General features: G+C 68.0%; 14 protein-coding genes. 5 read left to right on the forward strand and 9 right to left on the reverse strand.

Features of this window, described 5'->3' with window-relative positions:
- Positions 1 to 76: 76 nt before the first annotated feature.
- Both ACFFGN_RS15110 and ACFFGN_RS15115 read right to left on the reverse strand, forming a co-directional pair.
- Positions 77 to 496 (reverse strand): HIT family protein, encoded by a 420-nt coding sequence (locus tag ACFFGN_RS15110; RefSeq protein ID WP_380047791.1) that lies wholly within the window; start codon positions 494 to 496, stop codon positions 77 to 79.
- A complete protein-coding gene (locus ACFFGN_RS15115) occupies positions 493 to 2,382 on the reverse strand; it encodes a Na+/H+ antiporter (protein ID WP_380047793.1) in 1,890 nt (629 codons plus the stop codon). Before ACFFGN_RS15115 ends, ACFFGN_RS15110 begins: the two co-directional genes overlap by 4 nt.
- A 118-nt stretch (positions 2,383 to 2,500) precedes the next feature.
- Between ACFFGN_RS15115 and ACFFGN_RS15120 the strand changes: the two genes are divergently transcribed.
- On the forward strand, positions 2,501 to 4,051 hold the full coding sequence (locus ACFFGN_RS15120; RefSeq protein WP_380047795.1) for an alpha/beta fold hydrolase: 1,551 nt from the start codon (positions 2,501 to 2,503) through the stop codon (positions 4,049 to 4,051).
- Here the strand turns inward: ACFFGN_RS15120 and ACFFGN_RS15125 are convergent.
- From ACFFGN_RS15125 to ACFFGN_RS15140, 4 genes are all read right to left on the reverse strand, one after another.
- The gene (locus ACFFGN_RS15125; RefSeq protein ID WP_380047797.1) at positions 4,041 to 6,083 is read right to left on the reverse strand and encodes a S9 family peptidase; all 2,043 of its coding nucleotides are present in this window, start codon (positions 6,081 to 6,083) and stop codon (positions 4,041 to 4,043) included. The two genes, ACFFGN_RS15120 and ACFFGN_RS15125, sit on opposite strands and share 11 nt — an antisense overlap.
- A gap of 107 nt (positions 6,084 to 6,190) precedes the next feature.
- Positions 6,191 to 6,700 (reverse strand): DUF402 domain-containing protein, encoded by a 510-nt coding sequence (locus ACFFGN_RS15130; RefSeq protein WP_380047799.1) that lies wholly within the window; start codon positions 6,698 to 6,700, stop codon positions 6,191 to 6,193.
- Positions 6,701 to 6,893: 193 nt separating this feature from the next.
- The gene (locus ACFFGN_RS15135) at positions 6,894 to 7,511 is read right to left on the reverse strand and encodes a DUF4291 domain-containing protein (RefSeq protein ID WP_380047801.1); all 618 of its coding nucleotides are present in this window, start codon (positions 7,509 to 7,511) and stop codon (positions 6,894 to 6,896) included.
- A gap of 9 nt (positions 7,512 to 7,520) precedes the next feature.
- The gene (locus ACFFGN_RS15140) at positions 7,521 to 8,036 is read right to left on the reverse strand and encodes a DUF402 domain-containing protein (RefSeq protein ID WP_380047803.1); all 516 of its coding nucleotides are present in this window, start codon (positions 8,034 to 8,036) and stop codon (positions 7,521 to 7,523) included.
- A 502-nt stretch (positions 8,037 to 8,538) separates the two neighbouring features.
- Between ACFFGN_RS15140 and dxs the strand changes: the two genes are divergently transcribed.
- The 4 genes from dxs (at position 8,539) to ACFFGN_RS15160 (ending at position 14,870) form a co-directional block, all read left to right on the forward strand.
- Positions 8,539 to 10,467 carry a 1-deoxy-D-xylulose-5-phosphate synthase gene (gene dxs / locus ACFFGN_RS15145; protein WP_380047805.1) on the forward strand — a complete coding sequence of 643 codons (1,929 nt, stop codon included), beginning with the start codon at positions 8,539 to 8,541 and terminating at the stop codon, positions 10,465 to 10,467.
- A 145-nt stretch (positions 10,468 to 10,612) separates the two neighbouring features.
- Positions 10,613 to 11,866, forward strand: coding sequence for a hypothetical protein (locus ACFFGN_RS15150; protein ID WP_380047807.1), 1,254 nt, complete (start codon positions 10,613 to 10,615; stop codon positions 11,864 to 11,866).
- Between the two features lie 78 nt (positions 11,867 to 11,944).
- Complete coding sequence (locus ACFFGN_RS15155; RefSeq protein WP_380047809.1) at positions 11,945 to 13,309, forward strand: hypothetical protein; 1,365 nt, start codon at positions 11,945 to 11,947, stop codon at positions 13,307 to 13,309.
- 79 nt (positions 13,310 to 13,388) lie between these two features.
- Positions 13,389 to 14,870 (forward strand): amino acid permease, encoded by a 1,482-nt coding sequence (locus tag ACFFGN_RS15160; protein ID WP_380047811.1) that lies wholly within the window; start codon positions 13,389 to 13,391, stop codon positions 14,868 to 14,870.
- 117 nt (positions 14,871 to 14,987) lie between these two features.
- Here the strand turns inward: ACFFGN_RS15160 and ACFFGN_RS15165 are convergent, their stop codons facing one another.
- From ACFFGN_RS15165 to ACFFGN_RS15175, 3 genes are all read right to left on the reverse strand, one after another.
- Positions 14,988 to 15,407: a hypothetical protein gene (locus ACFFGN_RS15165; protein ID WP_380047813.1), complete on the reverse strand. Its 420-nt coding sequence runs from the start codon at positions 15,405 to 15,407 to the stop codon at positions 14,988 to 14,990.
- A 289-nt stretch (positions 15,408 to 15,696) separates the two neighbouring features.
- Entirely contained in the window at positions 15,697 to 17,823 is a 2,127-nt protein-coding gene (locus ACFFGN_RS15170) for a 3-hydroxyacyl-CoA dehydrogenase NAD-binding domain-containing protein (RefSeq protein ID WP_446685194.1), read from the reverse strand.
- Positions 17,820 to 19,019: a thiolase family protein gene (locus tag ACFFGN_RS15175; RefSeq protein WP_380047815.1), complete on the reverse strand. Its 1,200-nt coding sequence runs from the start codon at positions 19,017 to 19,019 to the stop codon at positions 17,820 to 17,822. Before ACFFGN_RS15175 ends, ACFFGN_RS15170 begins: the two co-directional genes overlap by 4 nt.
- Positions 19,020 to 19,069: the final 50 nt, after the last annotated feature.

Below are 19,069 nucleotides of genomic sequence, written 5' to 3' on the forward strand. Positions count from 1 at the left end.
GAGGCGTCTCTCCTAGCCAAGATCGCCATTGGCGAAGAGAGACGGCCCAAGGCCTCAGCCGACGCCCGCCCGATGGCTAGTAGGCCGCGCGGATTCGGGCGGCGTACTGCTCGATCTCACCTTCGGCGTACTTCGTTCGCGGCCAGAAGAAGCCGCGCAGGCCGTCACCCTTGGTTCGCGGTACGACGTGCAGATGCAGGTGTGGTACCGACTGGGACACGACGTTGTTCATCGCGACAAACGTGCCCTGGCATTCGACCGCGGCCGCCAGCGCCGTGGCGGTGTCCTGTCCGGCGGTGAGCAACGGCGTCATCAGTTCCGAGGGCAGATCCAGCAGGGTGTCTACGTGATCCTTCGGCACGATCAGCACATGGCCCTTGAACACCGGGCGGATGTCGAGGAACCCGAGCAGCTCCGGCGTGTCCAGCACGATCGCGGCAGGGGTCTCGCCGGCCACGATCGCGCAGAACAGACAGCCGTCCTTGCGGGCGGTCACCCGAGTTTCTCGTGCCGGAAGCACCAGCGCCACGACTCGCCTGGCTCGAAGCTGCGCATCACCGGGTGCGCGTCCTCGGCGAAGTGGCGGCTCGCGTGCCGCTCGGGCGACGAGTCGCAGCAACCGACGTGCCCGCATTCGAGACACAGCCGCAGGTGCACCCAGCTCGTGTTGTCGCGCAGGCACTCCTCGCAACCGTCGGGCGTCGTCGGCGTGGTGACGGCCGGAGCCGCGTTCAGGTCCTCACACAGGTTCTTGCCGGGGTGAACGGGCGCGCTCAGGTCGTCCGAGCGGCCGCCCACGTCATCGGCTTCGGCGCGATCCAACATGGACTCCTCGATATCGAGCGCGAACTGCGCGCGTTGAAGGACTTCGTCGGCCACCAGGCCTTTGTCCCGGACTTTCAGGATGTGCCTTCGTTCGGCTTGCAGCATGGCCATGCGCAACCGCCGGAAGGTCTCGCTAGGAGTCTCCGCCTCGGTCTCCGGACGGCCCAGGCGCTCCCAGGCCGCGAGTGTGCGGGCCTCGCCGCGCTGTTTCAGCAGCTCGACCACGCCGGGCGGATCGTTGGGCGTGACCACCTCGTCGAGCGCGACCAGGGCATCCCGGTGAGCACCCTGCAGTACGGCGGCCTCCTGCAGTGCGTCCTCGGCTGGATCCGGCCCCGGCAGGCGCATGCGTCGCACGAGCCAGGGCAGCGTCGAGCCCTGCAGCAGCAACGTGCCGGCGGTGACGACGAGTGCGATGAAGACCAGCACCTCACGGTGTGGCGTGCTCGCGGGCAGCACGAACACCGCTGCGAGTGTGACCACACCGCGCATCCCGGCCCAGGAGACGAGCAGGATGGCCTGCCAGCTCGCCGGGCCGGAGCGAGAGGGGCCGAGCAGCGCCCGGCTGAGATAGGTGACGGGGAACGTCCAGATCGGACGCAACAGCACCACCGCCAGGAAGACCCCGATCGTGGCGGCGACGATCTGCCCGGTCGGCAAGGGGCTTTCGGCCAGGTCGTCGAGGATCCACCGGGTCTGCAGGCCGATCAGCAGGAAGACCATGTTCTCCAGCAGGAACTGGAAGGTACGCCAGTTCGTGCGCTCGGAGATTCGCGACGCGGCCGATTGCAGCACGGGCGACTTGTGCCCGAGCAACAGACCGGTCACCACCACGGCCAGCACTCCGGAGGCGTGCAGCTCCTCGGCCGGGATGTAGGCGATGAACGGCGCGGCCAGACTGAGCGTGGTGTCGAGCACCGGATCGGTGATCATGCGCCGGATCTTGGCCAGCACGAACGCGATGACCAGGCCGATCAGCACGCCGCCACCGGCCGCCCAGAGGAAGTCGATGCTGATATGCAGCGCGCGCTCCTGCCAGGCCATCGCGGTCCCGGCGCCGGCGGCGATCGCGGTACGCAGCGCGACCAGGGCGGTCGCGTCGTTCACCAGGCTCTCGCCCTCGAGGATCGTGACCACCCGCCGGGGCATGCCGACCTTGCGCGCGATCGAGGTTGCCGCGACGGCGTCCGGGGGCGCGACGACCGCGCCGATCGCCAGCGCGGCCCATAGCGGGATCGGCAGCAACCACCAGGCCACCAGCCCGACGCCCACCGTGGTGAACGCGACCAGGCCCACCGACAACGTACTGATCGAGCGGCGATGCGCGCTGAAATCGATCAGGCTGGTCCGGATCGCGGCCGCGTACAGCAGCGGCGGCAGGAAACCGACCAGCACCACCTCGGGCTCGAGGTGAACGCGCGGCACGAACGGCAGGTAGGAGGCGCCTACGCCCACGACGACCAGCAGTAGTGGCGCGGAGATCCCGAGCCGCCTGGCCAAGGCGGCGCACGCCACCACCACGGAGACGAGGGCAACGATCTCGATGGCGATATGCACGCGCACAGTCTGACAGTTGGCTCCGACAGGTTTTTTGCGGATTGCCGTTGTCTGTTGCGGATTTGCGTGGTGGGTTAACCTCCGGTCAAGCACGATCGCTCACCCTGGGAGACCGCCCATGCGCGCACCGTTCCGCCGCTCAATCACCGGTACGACGATCAGCGCCGCCATGGCGCTGGCACTGCTCGCGGGGCCACTCGCGGTGCCCGCCGCGTCGGCTCCGTCGTTGGCGGTCGAGACGTCGACCGGCTGTGTGGACAGCGTTCCCGAGCCCGGCACGACCACGCCGGTCAAGATCTGCTATTCGCTCTTCAAACCCGCGGGGGCGAGCGCCGCCGCAACCGTGCCGCTGATCCTGCACAGCCACGGCTGGGGTGGCAGCCGGACCACGGACCCGGCCACCTTCAAGCCGTATCTCGACGCGGGCTTCGGCGTGCTGAGCTTCGATCAACGCAGTTTCGGCCAGAGCACCGGCGTCGCCCACGTGATGAACCCGGACTTCGAAGGCCAGGACGTGATCAAGCTGATCGATCTCGTCGCGGGCCTGGATTGGGTGACGAAGCAACGACCAGGTGATCCCGTGCTGGGCGCGATCGGCGGTTCGTATGGTGGCGGTTTCCAGTTCGCGGGCGCCTTCACCGAACTGCGCGACCGCGGCCGGACCAGGTTCGACGCGCTTGCGCCGGAGATCACCTGGAACGACCTCAAGACAAGTCTCGCCCCCGACGAGACCGCGCGGGTGGCGTGGATGACGCTGCTGTTCGCCAGCGGCGGCAAGAACCTCCCGCCAGCGGTATCGGCTGCCTGGGTGACCGTGCTCGCCACCGGTAAGTGGCCGACCGGGCAGGCCGGTCGCGACCTCGACGCGTTCTTCGCCAAGAACGGGCCCGCGTGGCACGTCCGGCAAGGCCGCAAGCTCGATATCCCGGTGCTGCTCGGGCAAGGCCTGTCCGACAACCTCTTCAACCTCAACGAAGGCGTCGCCAACTTCGATCGGGCCCTCACCGCACGAGCCCGCTCGAAGAGCATCTTCGTCGGGTACAACGCAGGCCACACCCTGCCGAGCGTGCTCCCACCGGGGTACGCGGTCCCCGGTGACCCGTGTTCGATCGCCCTCGGCAGCCCGAACTTCGCCACCCTGGCGCACCGGTTCATGACGCAGAACCTGCAGAAGATTCAGACGGGCCTGACCGGCTTCGGCAAGTACCACCTCGCGACCGTTGACGGCCGCTGCGTCACCCAGTCCAGCCTCGCGCCCAACAAGCGGTACGGCGTACGCAAGGTGGTTACGACCACGACTGCGGGTGTTCCGCTCAACGTGCCGGTGGCGCGCGGGCCGATCACCGTGGCGGGCATCCCGCGTCTGTCGGCCCGGGTCAGTACATACCTTCCGGACGGCGGCGCCTTCCTCGCGCTGAGCGTCGGAACCACCCCGCTCGATGCCAAGGTGATCCAGAACAACACGTTGCCACTGCGCGAGAAGGCGCCGGTCCGGAAGGCCTACCGGGTGATGGATCTGCCCGGTATCGCCGTCGACGTGCCGGCGGGCAAAACGCTCTACCTCACCGTGTCACCCGTCGCCGACATGTTCGCCGGCCAGAGCGGACGGGTGCCGAGCCTGCTCAAGCTCGATCACCTGTCCGTCGCGATTCACCAGGTCAGGCGGTGAGATGCCGCTGGAGGAATTCGAGTTGATGGTTCAGCAGGCCTTCCACCGTGGCCGGGTCCGTCGGCATGTGGGTGGCGCCTGCCAGCGGTAGCACCTCGTGCGGTTTGCCCGCGGCCAGCAAGGCGGCGGACATCCGCAACACGTGGGCCGCGATCACGTTGTCGTCCGCCAGGCCGTGAATCAGCAGCAGCGGGCGAGTGAGGTTCGCGGCCTCGTGGATGGGGGAGGTGCGGTCGTAGGCCCCGGGCTGCTGGTCCGGATGGCCTAGGTATCGCTCCTTCCAGTGCGTGTCGTACAGCCGCTGGTCGGCCACGCCCGCGCCGGAGATCGCCGCGTGAAAGACGTCAGGCCGCCGCAGTACGGCGGTCATCGCCAGCGTGCCGCCGTAGCTCCAGCCGCGGATCGCCACCCGGCCGAGATCCAGGTCCGCGCAGTGGTTCGCCGCGGCCTCGAGCGCGATGATCTGGTCCTCGAGCGGAGCGCTGACCACGTCGCCGTGAACGGTTTTCTCCCAGGCCGGACCGCGTCCCGGCGTACCGCGCCCGTCGGCCACGATGACCGCGTACCCGTTCTCGGCGAACCACTGGGCCTCGTACAGCTGGCCCGCCCGTGTCGCGAGTTGCAGCCCGGCCCCGCCGTACGGCGCCATCAAGACGGGTAAAGCCGTGCCAGGTTGGTACCACGAGGGCAGCAGGAGGGCCGTGCGGATTTCGGTTGCGCCCGCGCGAAGCCAGGTGATCCGGGGGAGGACCACCGGTTGTTCGCGGTACGACGCGATCGTGGTTCGCGCGCTGCCGCGGACCACCGTGGAGGTGTTGCCGTCGCGCTCGGTCCGCGAGGTGATGACCAACGTGCCACCCGCACGTACGCCGGTATGAATTCCCGGCGCCTCGGTCAACTGGCGTAGCTCGCCGCCGTCGTACTGCCAGAGGTGGGTCTCGGTCGGCTCGTCGCTCGCCTGGAACAAGACCGACTCGCCTTGAACGTCGAGAACGTTCCGCACCTGCAGACCCACGGGCGTTACGACTTCGCCGTCAATGACCAGCCGTCGCGTCTCCGGCTGGTCAATCGTGTGCACGAGCTTCCCGGAGTCCGTGCGAGCAGGAGTGCCCGGGATGAGTTCAACCCACGCCGGATCGGTCTGCTCGTGCAGCAACCGGGTCCGACCGCTAGCGGGATCGCCTTCGAGGACCCGCACGGTCTTCTGGTCCCGGCTCTGCACACTGAGCAACAACCCGAACTGATCCCACGAAGCCGTCGCCAGGTACTCGAAGGCCTCGTGGTCCCATTCGACCTCTACTGGCGGTTGGCCCGCGTCAAGTACGTACAGGGAGACCAAGGCGTTAGGAGTTCCCGCCGCCGGGTACGCGATCTCCCGGGGCGGCTTGGCGGGATTGGCCGGGTCTGCGATCCACCAGCGCTGCACCGGGCTCGTGTCCACCCGAGCCGCCAAGAGACGCGTGCCGTCGGGAGACCACCAGTAGCCGCGATGGCGGTCCATGGACTCCGAGGCGACGTGTTCCGCCAGACCCCAGGTCACCTCGGGCCCGTCGGGTTCGGCGTACGCCGCGTCCTTACCGTCGGCTAGTTCGACTACGCGTAAGGCGCCGTCGCTGACGTAGGCGACCCGACTACCGGACGGATCCACCTGCGGGTCGACTACCGGCCCGGGCGTTACCACCTCACGCCGTACGCCGTCTTGAAGGACTTCGAGACGGCCATTGAGGGCATACGCGACCACTCGCATGTCCTGGTCGCAGCTGTAACCGACGATGCCAGTGGCCCGTTCGCGCGCCCGCTCGCGTCGTACCCTCTCGGCCTCGGGTACGTCGCCCGCGTCCGAGGGATCCACGAGCAACCGTTCGGTGCCGCCTTCCTGGAGCCAGAGGCAGGTGGTCGGGTTCTCGCCGTCATGGGTGCGGAGGAACAACACGCGCCGGCCGTCGGGGGAGATCGTGAAGGTGCGCGGAACGCCGAGGGTGAAACGGCGGGACCGCGCGAGCTGACGGGGAAATGCCTGAATCATGTTCATAACCGAGATCCTTGGCGGCGTAGCAGCGCGATCCGGTGGGAGTGGGCTCAACCTGAGAGACGGGAGCCGGGAAAGAGAAATGGAGAACCTACGTCTCCACTTCTAGTTTACCACTCGATCAGCCGAGCCGTGTCGAGGTACGGCTTGTAGGCCGAGAGGAACGGCTCGGTGGTGACCACATTCGCCACCAGCCAGTCGCATGAGGCCTGGGCGGACGCGATGACCTCGGGCGGATAGCCGTACTTCACCTGATGCTCAGCGAACTCGTCCTCGTCGTCGATCAGCACGTCGCCGTTCCTGCGCCGCAGTACGTCGAGATCGAGGTCGACCATCGTGACCAGCTCGTCGGAGACGAACTCCACCGGTGAGGTGATGTCACAGTAGATCTCGGTCTTGGCCGGCCGCGCGTTGAAGCTCGCCGTCCACCACTGATCGCGCGGGAACAACACCACGTGCGCCTGGTCCATCACCACTGCGGGTTCGTCACCGCGCTGGCATTCGTTGCCCTCGGGCGCTCCCAGCCAAAGCCCGTGCTCGTCCTCGCCGAGCCAGGCCATCCACTCATGCCAGTGCAACGCCCCATCGAACTTCCGGTAAACCGATCTCACTCTGCGCACCCCCGAAACCTACCCCCAACCCCAGCTCACCCAGGACGCGACGGATCGGCCGCGCCGAGACCGCAGCAACAGCGGCGGCAACCACGGCAACCACGGCAACCACGGCAACAGCGGCGGCGGCCACTGCGGCAACGACGGCGGCCACTGCGACTACAGCAGCGACCACGACGGCGGCGACTGGTGGCAACCGCGGCTACTGCGCTTGGCTTGCGCCGATTGTCGCGGCGATGGCGGCCGGCAGCGGATACGGCGACTCCGCCGGCAGCTTTGACCGCGCGACATCGTGCTGGCCCACTGCGATCAGCCGGTGGATCTCCTGCACGCGCTCGGTCACGTCGTCGATGTGAACGAGCCAGCTGCTGGTGTACTCACGAGCCGCCGGCCCACTGAGACCCACCTGCAGCGAACGCCACGGAAGCGGCTCGAGCGTAAGGTCGCGTTCCGGATCCCACTGAACGCGGACCGGGCTGACCTCCTTGCGAGCAGCCCAGGTCGCGTGGTCCGGATAGATCTCGGCATCGAAATGGCTCAGGCACGCGAGGGAGAGCGCTTCTTCGAATCCGGGCCGGGTGATGCGAATGGCCAGCACGCGTTCCTGGTCGGGCTTGCTGGCCCATCCGGACCGATACATCATCCAGAGGAATGACGGCTTGATCCAGGTCATCCGTTCGAGTTTGAACGGCGTGGCCGCGAAGGTGCCGCTGGCTGCCGCCGGTACGGCGATCGCTGCGGAATAGGCCTGGTAGACGGTGACGGTGGTGTCGTCGAAGTTCGCCCGGATCTGCCGCGCGGGCGGCACGGCTGTGTCCATTGGTGGAGCTTATGCGGTGGCGGCGGACAGGGCTCGGGCTTTTGCGAGGTAGGGCTTGTAGGCCGAGGCGAAAGGTTCGGCGGTGGTGATGTTGGTGCTCACCCAGGCACAGGTCTGGCGGGCTGTCGCGACGATGTGCGAGGGGTAGTTGTACTTGACTTGATGCGCCTCGAACTCGTGTTCGTCCAGCACGTGCACCGAGCCGTCGCGCATCCGGCGGATGTCGAGGTCCAGGTCCACCGAGGTGACCGTGTTGTCGGCGAAGGTGGCCGGGGTGGCGATGTCGCAGTAGATCTCGGTCTCGTGCGGATGGTCGTTGAACAGGGCGCTCCACCACTGGTCGCGCGGGAAAAGCCGCACCCGGGTGTGGTCGACCGAAACCCATTGGCCATCGCCGCGACGGGCCTTGTCGCCGGGCAGCGAACCGACCCAGAGGCCGTGTACGTCGTGGCCGAGCACGACCGCGTCCATCTGGCGATGTGGCCTGCCGTCGTACTTGCAGAAGAGCGTCCGGACCTTCTCCATGCCGATGACTTTAGGTGACCGGCATCTCACCAAGCGACCGGGACACGGCGACTCGTCCGGATACCGGAGCGACCCGCCGCCGCCACCGCATTTCACGTCCGACCGTCGGAAACCCCGCCGCGGGCCTGACCGCTCGCGCGCTGGTGGCATCGCATTTTGCGTCCGACCGTCGGAAACCTCGGGTGGGTCTGACCGCTCGCGCGCTGGTGGCATCGCATTTTGCGTCCGACCGTCGGAAACCTGGGGTGGGCAGGGGGTGGGGCGTTGAGGTGGTGGTGGTGCGGCGCGCTTGGGGTTGCGTGGGGGTCGTCCGAACGGACAGGATCGATCGTCCGAAAGTGTGAGATCTCCCGCCGGCGAGGCCGTCGACGGGGGATTCGTTCGGGAAAGGCACGGCCACGGACATAGACTCGACCGTTCAGGGCACTGCCGCGATGGGCGGTGCTGGCAGGGTCACGACGGGTCCAGATCGTCGTGAATGCGAGCGAGGCGGAGGAGCTGGATGGGCGTGCTGGAGTCGATCGGCGAACCACGGGACCTGCGGGGCCTGACGGATCGGCAACTCGACGACCTGGCCCTGGAGATCCGCGACTTCATGGTCGAGAAGGTCTCCAAGACCGGCGGTCACCTCGGGCCGAACCTCGGCATGGTCGAGATCACGCTCGCGATGCACCGGGTCTTCGACTCGCCGCGGGACCGGTTGATCTACGACACCGGTCACCAGGCATATGTGCACAAGATCGTCACGGGCCGGGCCAAGGGCTTCGACCACCTCAAGCAGGCCGGTGGGCTCTCGGGCTATCCGAGCCAGGCCGAGTCCGAGCACGACATCGTGGAGAACTCGCACGCCTCCACCGCCTTGTCGTACGCCGACGGCCTCGCCAAGGCGTACCGGCTGCGCGGCGAAGACCGGCACGTGGTCGCGCTGATCGGCGACGGTGGCCTGACCGGTGGCATGGCCTGGGAGGCGCTGAACAACATCGCCGACGCCAAGGACCTCAAGCTCGTCATCATCGTGAACGACAACGGCCGGTCGTACAGCCCCACCGTCGGCGGTCTCGCGACGCACCTGGCGGGCCTGCGCACCAACCCGCGCTACGAGAAGATCCTGGACGTCGTCAAGACCAACCTCGGCCGCACACCGCTGGTCGGCGCCCCGATGTACGAGGTGCTGCACGGCGTGAAGAAGGGCCTGAAGGACATGGTCGCGCCCCAGGGCATGTTCGAGGATCTCGGCCTGAAATACGTCGGGCCGATCGACGGGCACGACCGCAAGGCGATGGAGACGGCGCTCACGAACGCGAAGGCCTTCGGTGGCCCGGTGATCGTGCACGCGGTGACCCAGAAGGGCTTCGGATACGGCGCCGCCGAGCAGGACGACGAGGACAACTTCCACTCGCCGGCCGCCTTCGATCCGCTGACCGGCCGGCCGACCAAGGTCAAGGGCCGCGAGTGGACCGACGTGTTCGCCGAGGAACTTGTCGCGATCGGTCATCGCCGGCCGGACGTGGTCGCGATCACCGCCGCGATGCTCTATCCGACCGGGCTGAACAAGTTCGCGGACGCCTTTCCCGACCGGACCTTCGACGTCGGCATCGCCGAGCAGCACGCGGTCACCAGTGCCGCGGGCCTCGCGATGGGCGGGCTGCATCCGGTGGTCGGCCTCTACGCCACGTTCCTGAACCGGGCCTTCGACCAGGTCCTGATGGACGTCGCCCTGCACAAGTGCGGCGTGACCTTCGTGCTCGACCGTTCGGGCGTGACCGGTAGCGACGGCCCGAGCCACAACGGCATGTGGGACATGTCGATCCTGCAGCTGGTGCCCGGCCTGCGGCTCGCCGCGCCTCGCGACGGCGCGCGCCTGGTCGAGTTGCTGAACGAGGCCGTCGACGTCGACGACGCCCCGACCGTGCTGCGGTTCGCCAAGGGCGCGGTTTTTGCCGACATCGAGGCGATCGACCGGGCCGGGGACTGCGACATCCTGGCCGCGACCGGCAAGGACGTGCTGCTGATCGGCGTCGGGTCGATGGCCGCCACCGCGGTGGACGTGGCCGAGCGCCTCGGCGCGCAGGGCTTCGGCGTGACCGTGGTGGATCCGCGCTGGGTGAAGCCGGTCGACCCCGCGTTGATCGATCTCGCGGCGGAGCACCGGTTCGTGGTCACCATCGAGGACAACGGCCGCGTGGGTGGTTGCGGTGCCGCGATCGCCCAGGTGTTGCGCGACGCGGGCGTTTCGACACCGATCCGCGACTTCGGTATTCCGCAGCGCTTCCTCGATCACGCGCCACGCCCGACCGTGCTGGCCGAAATCGGCCTCACCGGGCAGGCGCTGGCCCGCGACATCATCGAGCTGATCGCCAGCCACGGCGAGGACGGTCCCGAGCAAGCCACCCAACCGGGTACGCCGTCCCGCGGCGCCTCCGGGGCCTGATCTCGAGGTCCCGCCGGTGACGCCTGACCGGTCGACCTCAGCGTCGACACCGCCTCCGGTCCGTGGGCGACACACGTCCGCGGGCCGTCGGCGGTCACGCCCGCCACGCCGCCGTACGAGGGCCCTGCCGGTCCTGCTGCTGCTCGTGGTGGCGATCCTGGCCGCGGGCGGCCTGGTCTGGCGGGAGCTGCAGGAACCGACGGCGCAGGCCTCTGAGAACAAGCCGGCCGCTCCCGGCCCGGACGTGCAGCTGCGCTCCGCCGAGGTGGACCGGGTGCTGATCCGCCGGGCCAAGGCCGTACTGGCGAAGGACTCCACCGCCTTCGTGGCGGATATCGATCCGGCCGACAAGGAGTTGCTGGCCGAGCAGCGGATCCTCTTCGACAACCTGGTGCAGTTCGGCTTCAGCCGGCTGAGCTATCACCAGAAGCGCGAGCAGTTCGACCAGACCCTGATCGAGCGGCACGGCCCCACGACGTACGCCGTCCAGGTGGTGATGATCTACCAGATCAAGGGCATCAACCGGCTGCCCGTGCGGACCCTGGTCGGTTACGTCTTCGTGCAGCGGCCCGACGGCAAATGGGTGATCACCGATGACGACGATCTCGACCGCGCCTTGCCGCGCGGCTCCCACCACGAGGCCTGGGACGTCGGGCCCGTCCTGGTCCAGCGTGCGCCGCGAGTTCTCATCGTGGTCGAGCGCGGGCAGACCGAGCTGGCCGCCAACCTGCTCACAGAGGCCTCCAGTGCGGTCAGGACGGTCACAAAACGCTGGCCGGGCGGCTGGATCGGGGCGGGCGTAGTCATCGCCGTAGATGACCCGATAGTCCGTGGCGCCGACTACAGCGTGGAGCGCAACGCCGAGGACGCGCTAGCGATGGCGACCTGGGTCTACCGCACGCTGCCCGGCGAGGTCACCACCGAGGGCGAACGCGCCGACTCGTACGTCGTGGTCAACCCGCGCAACCGGGGCCGCCTCGACACCCGCAGCCTCGCGCACGAGTTCATCCATGTGGCCGCCGCCCGGTACGGCGCCCACGCGCCGCGCTGGCTGGTCGAGGGTGTCGCGACGTACGTCGAGTACCTGCCGATGGCGGGGGAGCGGGACCTCGCTCTGGACGCGTATCGCGCGATGGTCCGGACGAAGTACCTCGCGAAGGCCAAGGCGCTTCCGGCGGATTCGACGTTCTTCGCCCGCTCCAGTAGCTCGTATCCGCTCAGCTGGCTGGCCGCCGATTACCTGTTCAGCAAGCACGGACCGACCGAGGTGGCCACGCTCTACCAGGAGCTCGCGGCGCTCGGTTTCAGCCAGAACGCGCGCGACCGGATCATGCTCGAACACGTCGGCGTGACCGAGGTGGGCCTGTTCCGGGCACTTCGGAATCAGCCCAACACGTAGTACCCGCTCCACAGGAACCCGGCTGTCCAGTAGGGTGGCCGGGCAGTTGACGGGCGGACCGGAGGACATCGACCCGAAGTGAGCGTCAAACCCCCCATGGCCGACACCTCCGGCGGACCATCGAAGACCACCACGGCAGCCCATGGGCCGCGCCGCTGGATCGGGCTCGTGGCCGCGGTTGCCCTTGCCGGTGGTGGCGTCGTCTACGCCGTGCACGATCGTGGCGACGCGCCGCCCACGACCACCGCCACCCAGCGTCGTACGCAGGCTCCCAGCGCGGCCCAGTTGGCCGAGACCGCTCGCCGTACCGCCATCGACGCGATCCTGGCCCGTCGTGCGGCGGCGGTTCAGCGAGGCGACGAGAAGGCCTTCCTGCAGGACATCGACCCGAGCGAGGTCGGCCTGCGCCGGGCCCAGCAGACCCTGTTCGCGAACCTGGTCGAGCTCGGTTTCCGGCGGCTCGAATACCTGCAGGCCGAGGAACGTTTCGACCAGGTCGTGATCAAGAATCACGGCCCGTCGGCGTACCTGGTCCGGATCGTGATGCGCTACCAGATCGCCGACGTGGACGCCGTACCGGTCTCGACCGAGTTGGGGTACACCTTCGCCCGGCGGGCCAACCGCTGGTACCTGGTGGACGACAACGATCTCGACCTGGACCTCGGCCCGTCCGCCCATCGCGAGCCGTGGGACCTCGGCAGGATCGAGGTGCACCGCGGTCCGCGCGTCCGCGTCGTGGTCGAGAAGGGCGATACGAAACGCGCCCGCCTGATCGTGGCCGAGGCCAAGGAGGCTCTGGCCGAGGTCGGCAAGTACTGGCCGCTGCCGTGGACCGGAACCGTGCTGGTGGTCGCGCTGGACGAGACCGAGGTCCGCGACGCGCGGTTCGCCGACGAGGACATCGAGTCGGCCGCGAGTGCCACCTCCACCTTCGCGGAGATGCCGGGTGAGGTCACCGCCGAAGGCAAGATCGGCGGCGCGTACGTCGTAGTGAACCCGGCCGAACGCGACCGGGTCGACGAGATCCTGCTGTCGCATGAGTTCACCCACGTCGCGACGGCCCGCCTCGGCGGATACGAGCCGCTCTGGCTGGCCGAAGGTGCCGCGGAGTACGTCTCGTGGAGCGGCGTCGAGGCGGTCAGCGGTCCCAACGAGGTGCTCGAGTGGGAGGCCGACGTGATCCGCGACGCGATGCCCGCGCTGCAGTCGTTGCCGACCGACGCCGGTTTCTACGACAAGTCCGGCGACGTGTACGGCGTGAGCTGGCTGGCGGTCCGCTTCCTGATCAAGGAGGTCGGTATCGAGAAGGTGGCCCAGCTCTACACCGAGATCGCCCGCGACGGCATCAACCAGATCTCGCGGGACCGCATCCTCACGGCGCAGACGGGGTACACCGAAGCCAGCCTCTGGCTCGCGCTGAAGAAGTACCAACCAGAACGTTGAGGATCCGCGCGGCCGTTTGACCTCCTCGGTCGCACGGTTCAGAGTCGGAGGAGGTTTCCGTCCGACCGAGGAGGCGTAGATGAGTCTGCTGCGAACCAAGACGATCGAGCAATCGATCGCGGATACCGACGAGCCGGAGTACCAGCTCAAGAAACGCCTCACCGCCCTCGACCTGACCGTCTTCGGAATCGGCGTCATCATCGGGGCCGGCATCTTCACCCTGACCGGCCGGGCCGCGAAGGAGTTCGCCGGCCCGTCCATCGCGATCTCGTTCGTGCTGGCCGCCATTTGCTGTGGACTGGCGGCCCTTTGTTATGCCGAGTTCTCCTCGACCGTGCCGGTGTCCGGTTCGGCGTACACGTTCTCGTACTTCTCCCTGGGCGAGATCTTCGCGTGGATCATCGGCTGGGACCTGCTGCTGGAATTGATGCTCGGGGCAAGCGTTGTGGCCCAGGGCTGGTCCGCCTACGCGGAGTTGTTCCTGCAGCAGATCGGTCTCGGCTGGCCGGAGTCGATCGGCTCGGAGAGCAGCGTCAATGTGCTGGCGATGTTGCTCGTGCTCGTGCTGACGGCGCTCGCGACGGCCGGTATCAAGGAGTCGATGCGGGTCAACCTGGTGCTGGTCGCGATCAAGCTGTTCATCGTGCTGTTCGTGATCGTCGCGGGCTTCTTCTATGTCAAGGGCTCGAACCTGACGCCGTTCATCCCGCCGGGTGTACCGGCCGAGTCGGGTGAGGTCGAGATCACCACGCCGTTGTTCCAGGCGTTGTTCGGCGTGGCTCCGTCGACGTTCGGCGTCAGCGGTCTGATCGCGGGCGCTTCGCTGGTGTTCTTCGCGTTCATCGGATTCGACGTTGTCGCGACGACGGCCGAGGAGGCGAAGAACCCGCAGCGCGATCTGCCCCGCGGCATTCTTGGTTCGCTCGCGATCTGCACCGTGCTGTACGTGCTGGTCTGCATCGTCATCACCGGTATGCAGAACTACACCGACATCTCCGCGAACGCCGCCCTGGCGACGGCATTCGAGAACGTCGGCCGCCCGGGCTTCGCCACGCTGATCGCCGCCGGCGCGGTGGCGGGTCTGACCACGGTGGTGCTGACGCTGATGATCGGTGCCGCCCGGGTCGTGTTCGCGATGAGCCGGGACCACCTGGTGCCGCCGTCACTTGGCAAGACCCACCCGGTCTGGGGTACGCCGTACCGCCTGACGATCGGCATCGGCGTTCTGGTGGCGCTGGTCGCCGGATTGACCCCGATCGGCAAGCTTGAGGAAATGGTCAACATCGGCACGCTTGCCGCGTTCACGGTGGTGTCGATCGCGGTACCGCTGCTGCGGCGCAAGCGGCCGGACATCCAGCGCGCGTTCAAGGTCCCGCTGAACCCGGTGCTGCCGATCATCTCGGCGCTGATCTGCGTCTACCTGATGCTGAACCTGTCGATCGAGACCTGGCTCCGCTTCGGCGTCTGGATGCTGCTCGGATTCGTCGCCTACTTCATCTACGGCTACAAACGAAGCCGCGTAGGCCGCGAAGAATCCGAACACCGCAACATCCCCGCCTAACGGGCGACCTGTGCACGACCCTCCCGCGAGCGGACGCGTCCACTCGCGGGAGGGTCGTTGGCGTTCAGTCGCCGCAGTCCGTCCTGTCGCTGCTCGCGAAGTCGAGGACCGGCGCGATCAATCCCTGATCTCGTTCCACTGGATGCTGCATCGGGTGGGGGAGCTGCAGATCTGGATTCGGATTCGGTTGACGCCGCCAGGCAAGTCGGGATCACCGAGGGTGAAGTTGACCTCGGCGGTACGTGCGGGCACGGTGCTTGTCGCGGAGTCGATCTTCGTCGAATTGGCGAAAGCATCCCAGCGGACCGTCGCGATGCCGCCGGCAACGTTGTTGGTGATGTCAGCGGCCACCTTGGAGGTCCGGTTGCCCCATTCGATGTGTCCGGCCACGCACATGCTGGCCGCCTGGTCGACGCAGACCCTGAACCAGTCGAAGTCCCACTGTGCTGTGGCCGAGGCAGGCGACTGTCCGCCTGTCACGGCGACGACTACTGCGGTGGCAGCGGTTGCCACAGCTCTACGAACGCTATTTCCCATCGCCGAATCTCCTCCAACAGGCCGTCAAGGTCGCAGCCAAGTCTGAGGTTCCCGCCCTGGCCTGGCCAGCGAACTGCAGGAACTTGCAGCCCCAGCAAGAGATACGGTCTGCCTTCGCCGCGAATACCGTCCGCGCCGGTGGAGCTTCGGGGCCAGTGCTGATCGGGCTTGGTGTTCACCCCTGTGGGGGAATGACGCTGGGGGTCGGAGCGGGCTTCCGGCGCCGCACCGACCCCCAGCGGTTCGAGGGAACTGCCGGCCCCCGCTAGAGAGCCGGCAGTAGGTGGAACTATGCGGGGCTGGCCACGCCCTTCGGGAGGAAGCGTTGGCCGGTCACCTTTTCGGAGATGCCGGAGCGGTCCAGGTACGGCGTGATGCCGCCGAGGTGGAACGGCCAGCCGGCGCCCAGCAGCATGCACAGGTCGATGTCGTGCGGTTCGGCGACAACACCTTCGTCGAGCATGATGCGGATCTCCTCCGCGAGGGCGGCGAGCACCCGGGCGCGCAGGTCTTCCGCGGTGGACGACTTGTCGCCGACGGTCACGATGGCCTCGACCTCCGGATCGACCGACGGCTTGCCCTCGGCGCTCCAGACGTAGAACGAGCTCTTGCCCGCGGCAACAACCTTCGCAAGGTTCTCCGACACCTGGTACCGGTCCGGGTAGGCCTTGTGCATCGTCTCGGCCACGTGCAGCGCGACGGGCAGACCGACCAGCTGCAGCAGGACGAACGGCGGCATCGGCAGACCGAGGGCCATCAGCGCCTTGTCGGCCGCCGGAATCGGCGTACCCTCGTCGACCGCCGCGCTGACCTCACCGAGGAAGCGCGTCAGCAGCCGGTTCACGACGAACGCGGGCGCGTCCTTCACCAGCACGCAGGACTTCTTCAGGCCCTTGCCGACGGCGAACGCGGTCGCCAGCGTGGCGTCGTCGGTCTGCGCGGCCCGGATGATCTCGAGCAGTGGCAGCACCGCGACCGGGTTGAAGAAGTGGAAGCCGACCACCCGCTCCGGGTGCTGCAGATCCGCCGCCATCTCGGTGATCGACAGCGACGAGGTGTTCGTCGCGAGAATCGCGTCGGGCCGGATGATCTTCTCCAGGTCCGCGAAGATCGACTTCTTCAGCGCGAGCTCCTCGAACACCGCCTCGATCACGAAGTCGGCGTCCGCGAACACCTGCCGGTCGACCGAACCCGAGACCAGCGCCTTGAGCTGGTTCGCCTTGTCCGACTTCACCCGGCCCTTCGCCAGCAGCTTGTCGATCTCACCGTGTACGTAACCGACACCGCGGTCGACCCGCTCCTGGTCGAGGTCCGTCAGTACGACGGGTACCTCGAGGCGGCGCGCGAACAGCAGTGCGAGCTGGCCCGCCATCAGACCGGCGCCGACCACGCCCACCTTGGTGATCGGGCGGGCAAGCGACTTGTCCGGTGCACCCGCGGGCCGCTTGGCGCGCTTGTTCACCAGGTCGAACGCGTACAGCCCGCTGCGCAGTTCCTCGCTCATGATGAGGTCGGCGAGCGCCTCGTCCTCGGCGGCGAAACCGCGGTCGCGGTCGTTGTCCTTCGCGGCGGCGATGAGGTCCAGCGCGCGGTACGGCGCGGGGGCGGCGCCGCTGACCTTGGCGTCCGCGAAGGCCTTGCCGCGGGCAACGGCCGCGTCCCAGGCGTCGCCACGGTCGACCTCGGGGCGCTCGACGACGATCTCGCCGGTGAGCACCTTCGATGCCCAGAGCAACGACTGCTCGAGGAAGTCGGCCGGCTCCAGCAGCACGTCACCGATGCCGAGCTTCACGGCGGCCGGACCGCTGAGCATCTTGTTCTGGTTCAGGGCGTTCTCGACGATGACCGTGACGGCCTTGTCGGCGCCGATCAGGTTCGGCAGCAGGAAGTTGCCGCCCCAGCCCGGAATCAGGCCGAGGAAGACCTCGGGCGTCGACAGCATGCCCGCCGCGGCCGAGATGGTCCGGTACGTCGCGTGCAGCGCCACCTCGAGACCGCCGCCGAGCGCGACACCGTTCACGAACGCGAACGACGGCTTGCCGCCATCGACCAGCTTGCGCATCACGCCGTGGCCGATCCGGCCGAGGTTGAGCGCCTGCTCGCGGTCGACCAGCTTCGGTACGCCGGTGAGGTCCGCGCCGGCCGCCAGGATGAACGGCTTACCGGTGACGCCGATCGCCTTCACTTCGTCGCGGGCCAGCGCCGCGTCGATGGCGGTGTTGAGGTTCGCCAGGCCCTTGGGGCCGAAGGTGTTCGGCTTGGTGTGGTCGTGCCCGTTGTCCAGCGTGATCAGCGCGAGAATGCCGGCACCACCGGGCAGTACGACGTCCCGCGACGGGGCGAGCGTGACGACCTCGTCGGTCTCGATCGCGACGGCCTCGTCGATCAGGTTCTGCAGGTCGGTCATGCTGCTCATCCCTTGTTTCCCTGGTAGTTGGGGTTCTCCCAGATCACCGTGCCGCCCATGCCGAGACCGACGCACATCGTGGTCAGGCCGTAGCGGACCTCCGGGCGCTGCTCGAACTGCTTCGCCAGCTGAACCATCAGCCGCACGCCGGACGACGCCAGCGGGTGACCGAAGGCGATCGCGCCGCCGTACGGGTTGACGCGGCTGTCGTCGTCGGCGATGCCGTAGTGCTCCAGGAAGGCCAGCACCTGTACGGCGAACGCCTCGTTCACCTCGAACGCCTGGATGTCGTCGATCGTCAGACCGGCCATCTTCAGGGCCTTCTCGGTCGCCGGGACCGGGCCGATGCCCATCACCTCGGGCTCGACACCCGCCCAGCCGTACGAGACAAGCTTCATCTTCGGCGTCAGGCCAAGCTCTTCGGCGGCGTCCGCGGAGGCGATGATCGAGGCGGTCGCGCCGTCGTTGATACCGGCCGAGTTACCCGCGGTGATCCGGCCGTGCGGGCGGAACGGCGTCTTCAGCTTGGCGAGATCCTCGAGCGTGGTGCCCGGGCGCATCGGCTCGTCGGTGGTCGCGAGACCCCAGCCCTGCTCGGCGGAGCGGATCGCGATCGGCACCAGGTCCGGCTGGATCAGCCCGTTGGCGTAGGCCTTCGCGGCCTTCTCCTGCGAGGCCACCGCGAACGCGTCCGTGCGGGCCTTGGTGATGCTGGGGTAGCGGTCGTGCAGGTTCTCCGCGGTGGAGCCCATCACCAGCGCCGACGGATCGACCAGCTTCTCGGCGATGATGCGCGGGTTCGGGTCGACGCCCTCGCCCATCGGGTGGCGGCCCATGTGCTCGACGCCACCGGCCACGGCCACGTCGTATGCGCCGAAGGCGATGCCGGACGCGGCGGTGGTGACGGCGGTCATCGCGCCGGCACACATGCGGTCGATGGAGTAGCCGGGCGTGGTCTTCGGCAGACCGGCCAGCAGCGCGGCGGTCCGGCCGATCGTCAGGCCCTGGTCGCCGATCTGGGTGGTGGCGGCGATGGCCACCTCGTCGACGCGCTCCGGCGGCAGCGACGGATTACGCCGCAGCAGCTCACGGATGCACTTGATCACCAGGTCGTCGGCGCGCGTCTCGGCGTACTGGCCTTTGGCCTTGCCGAACGGGGTGCGCACACCGTCGACGAACACGACATCGCGGATCTCTCGGGGCACAAGGCCCTCCTCGTCTGAACGGGTGGGAAGCAGCCCTAGGCTACCCGCCG

This window comes from Kribbella deserti (genome assembly GCF_042434725.1).
Lineage (GTDB): Bacteria > Actinomycetota > Actinomycetes > Propionibacteriales > Kribbellaceae > Kribbella > Kribbella deserti.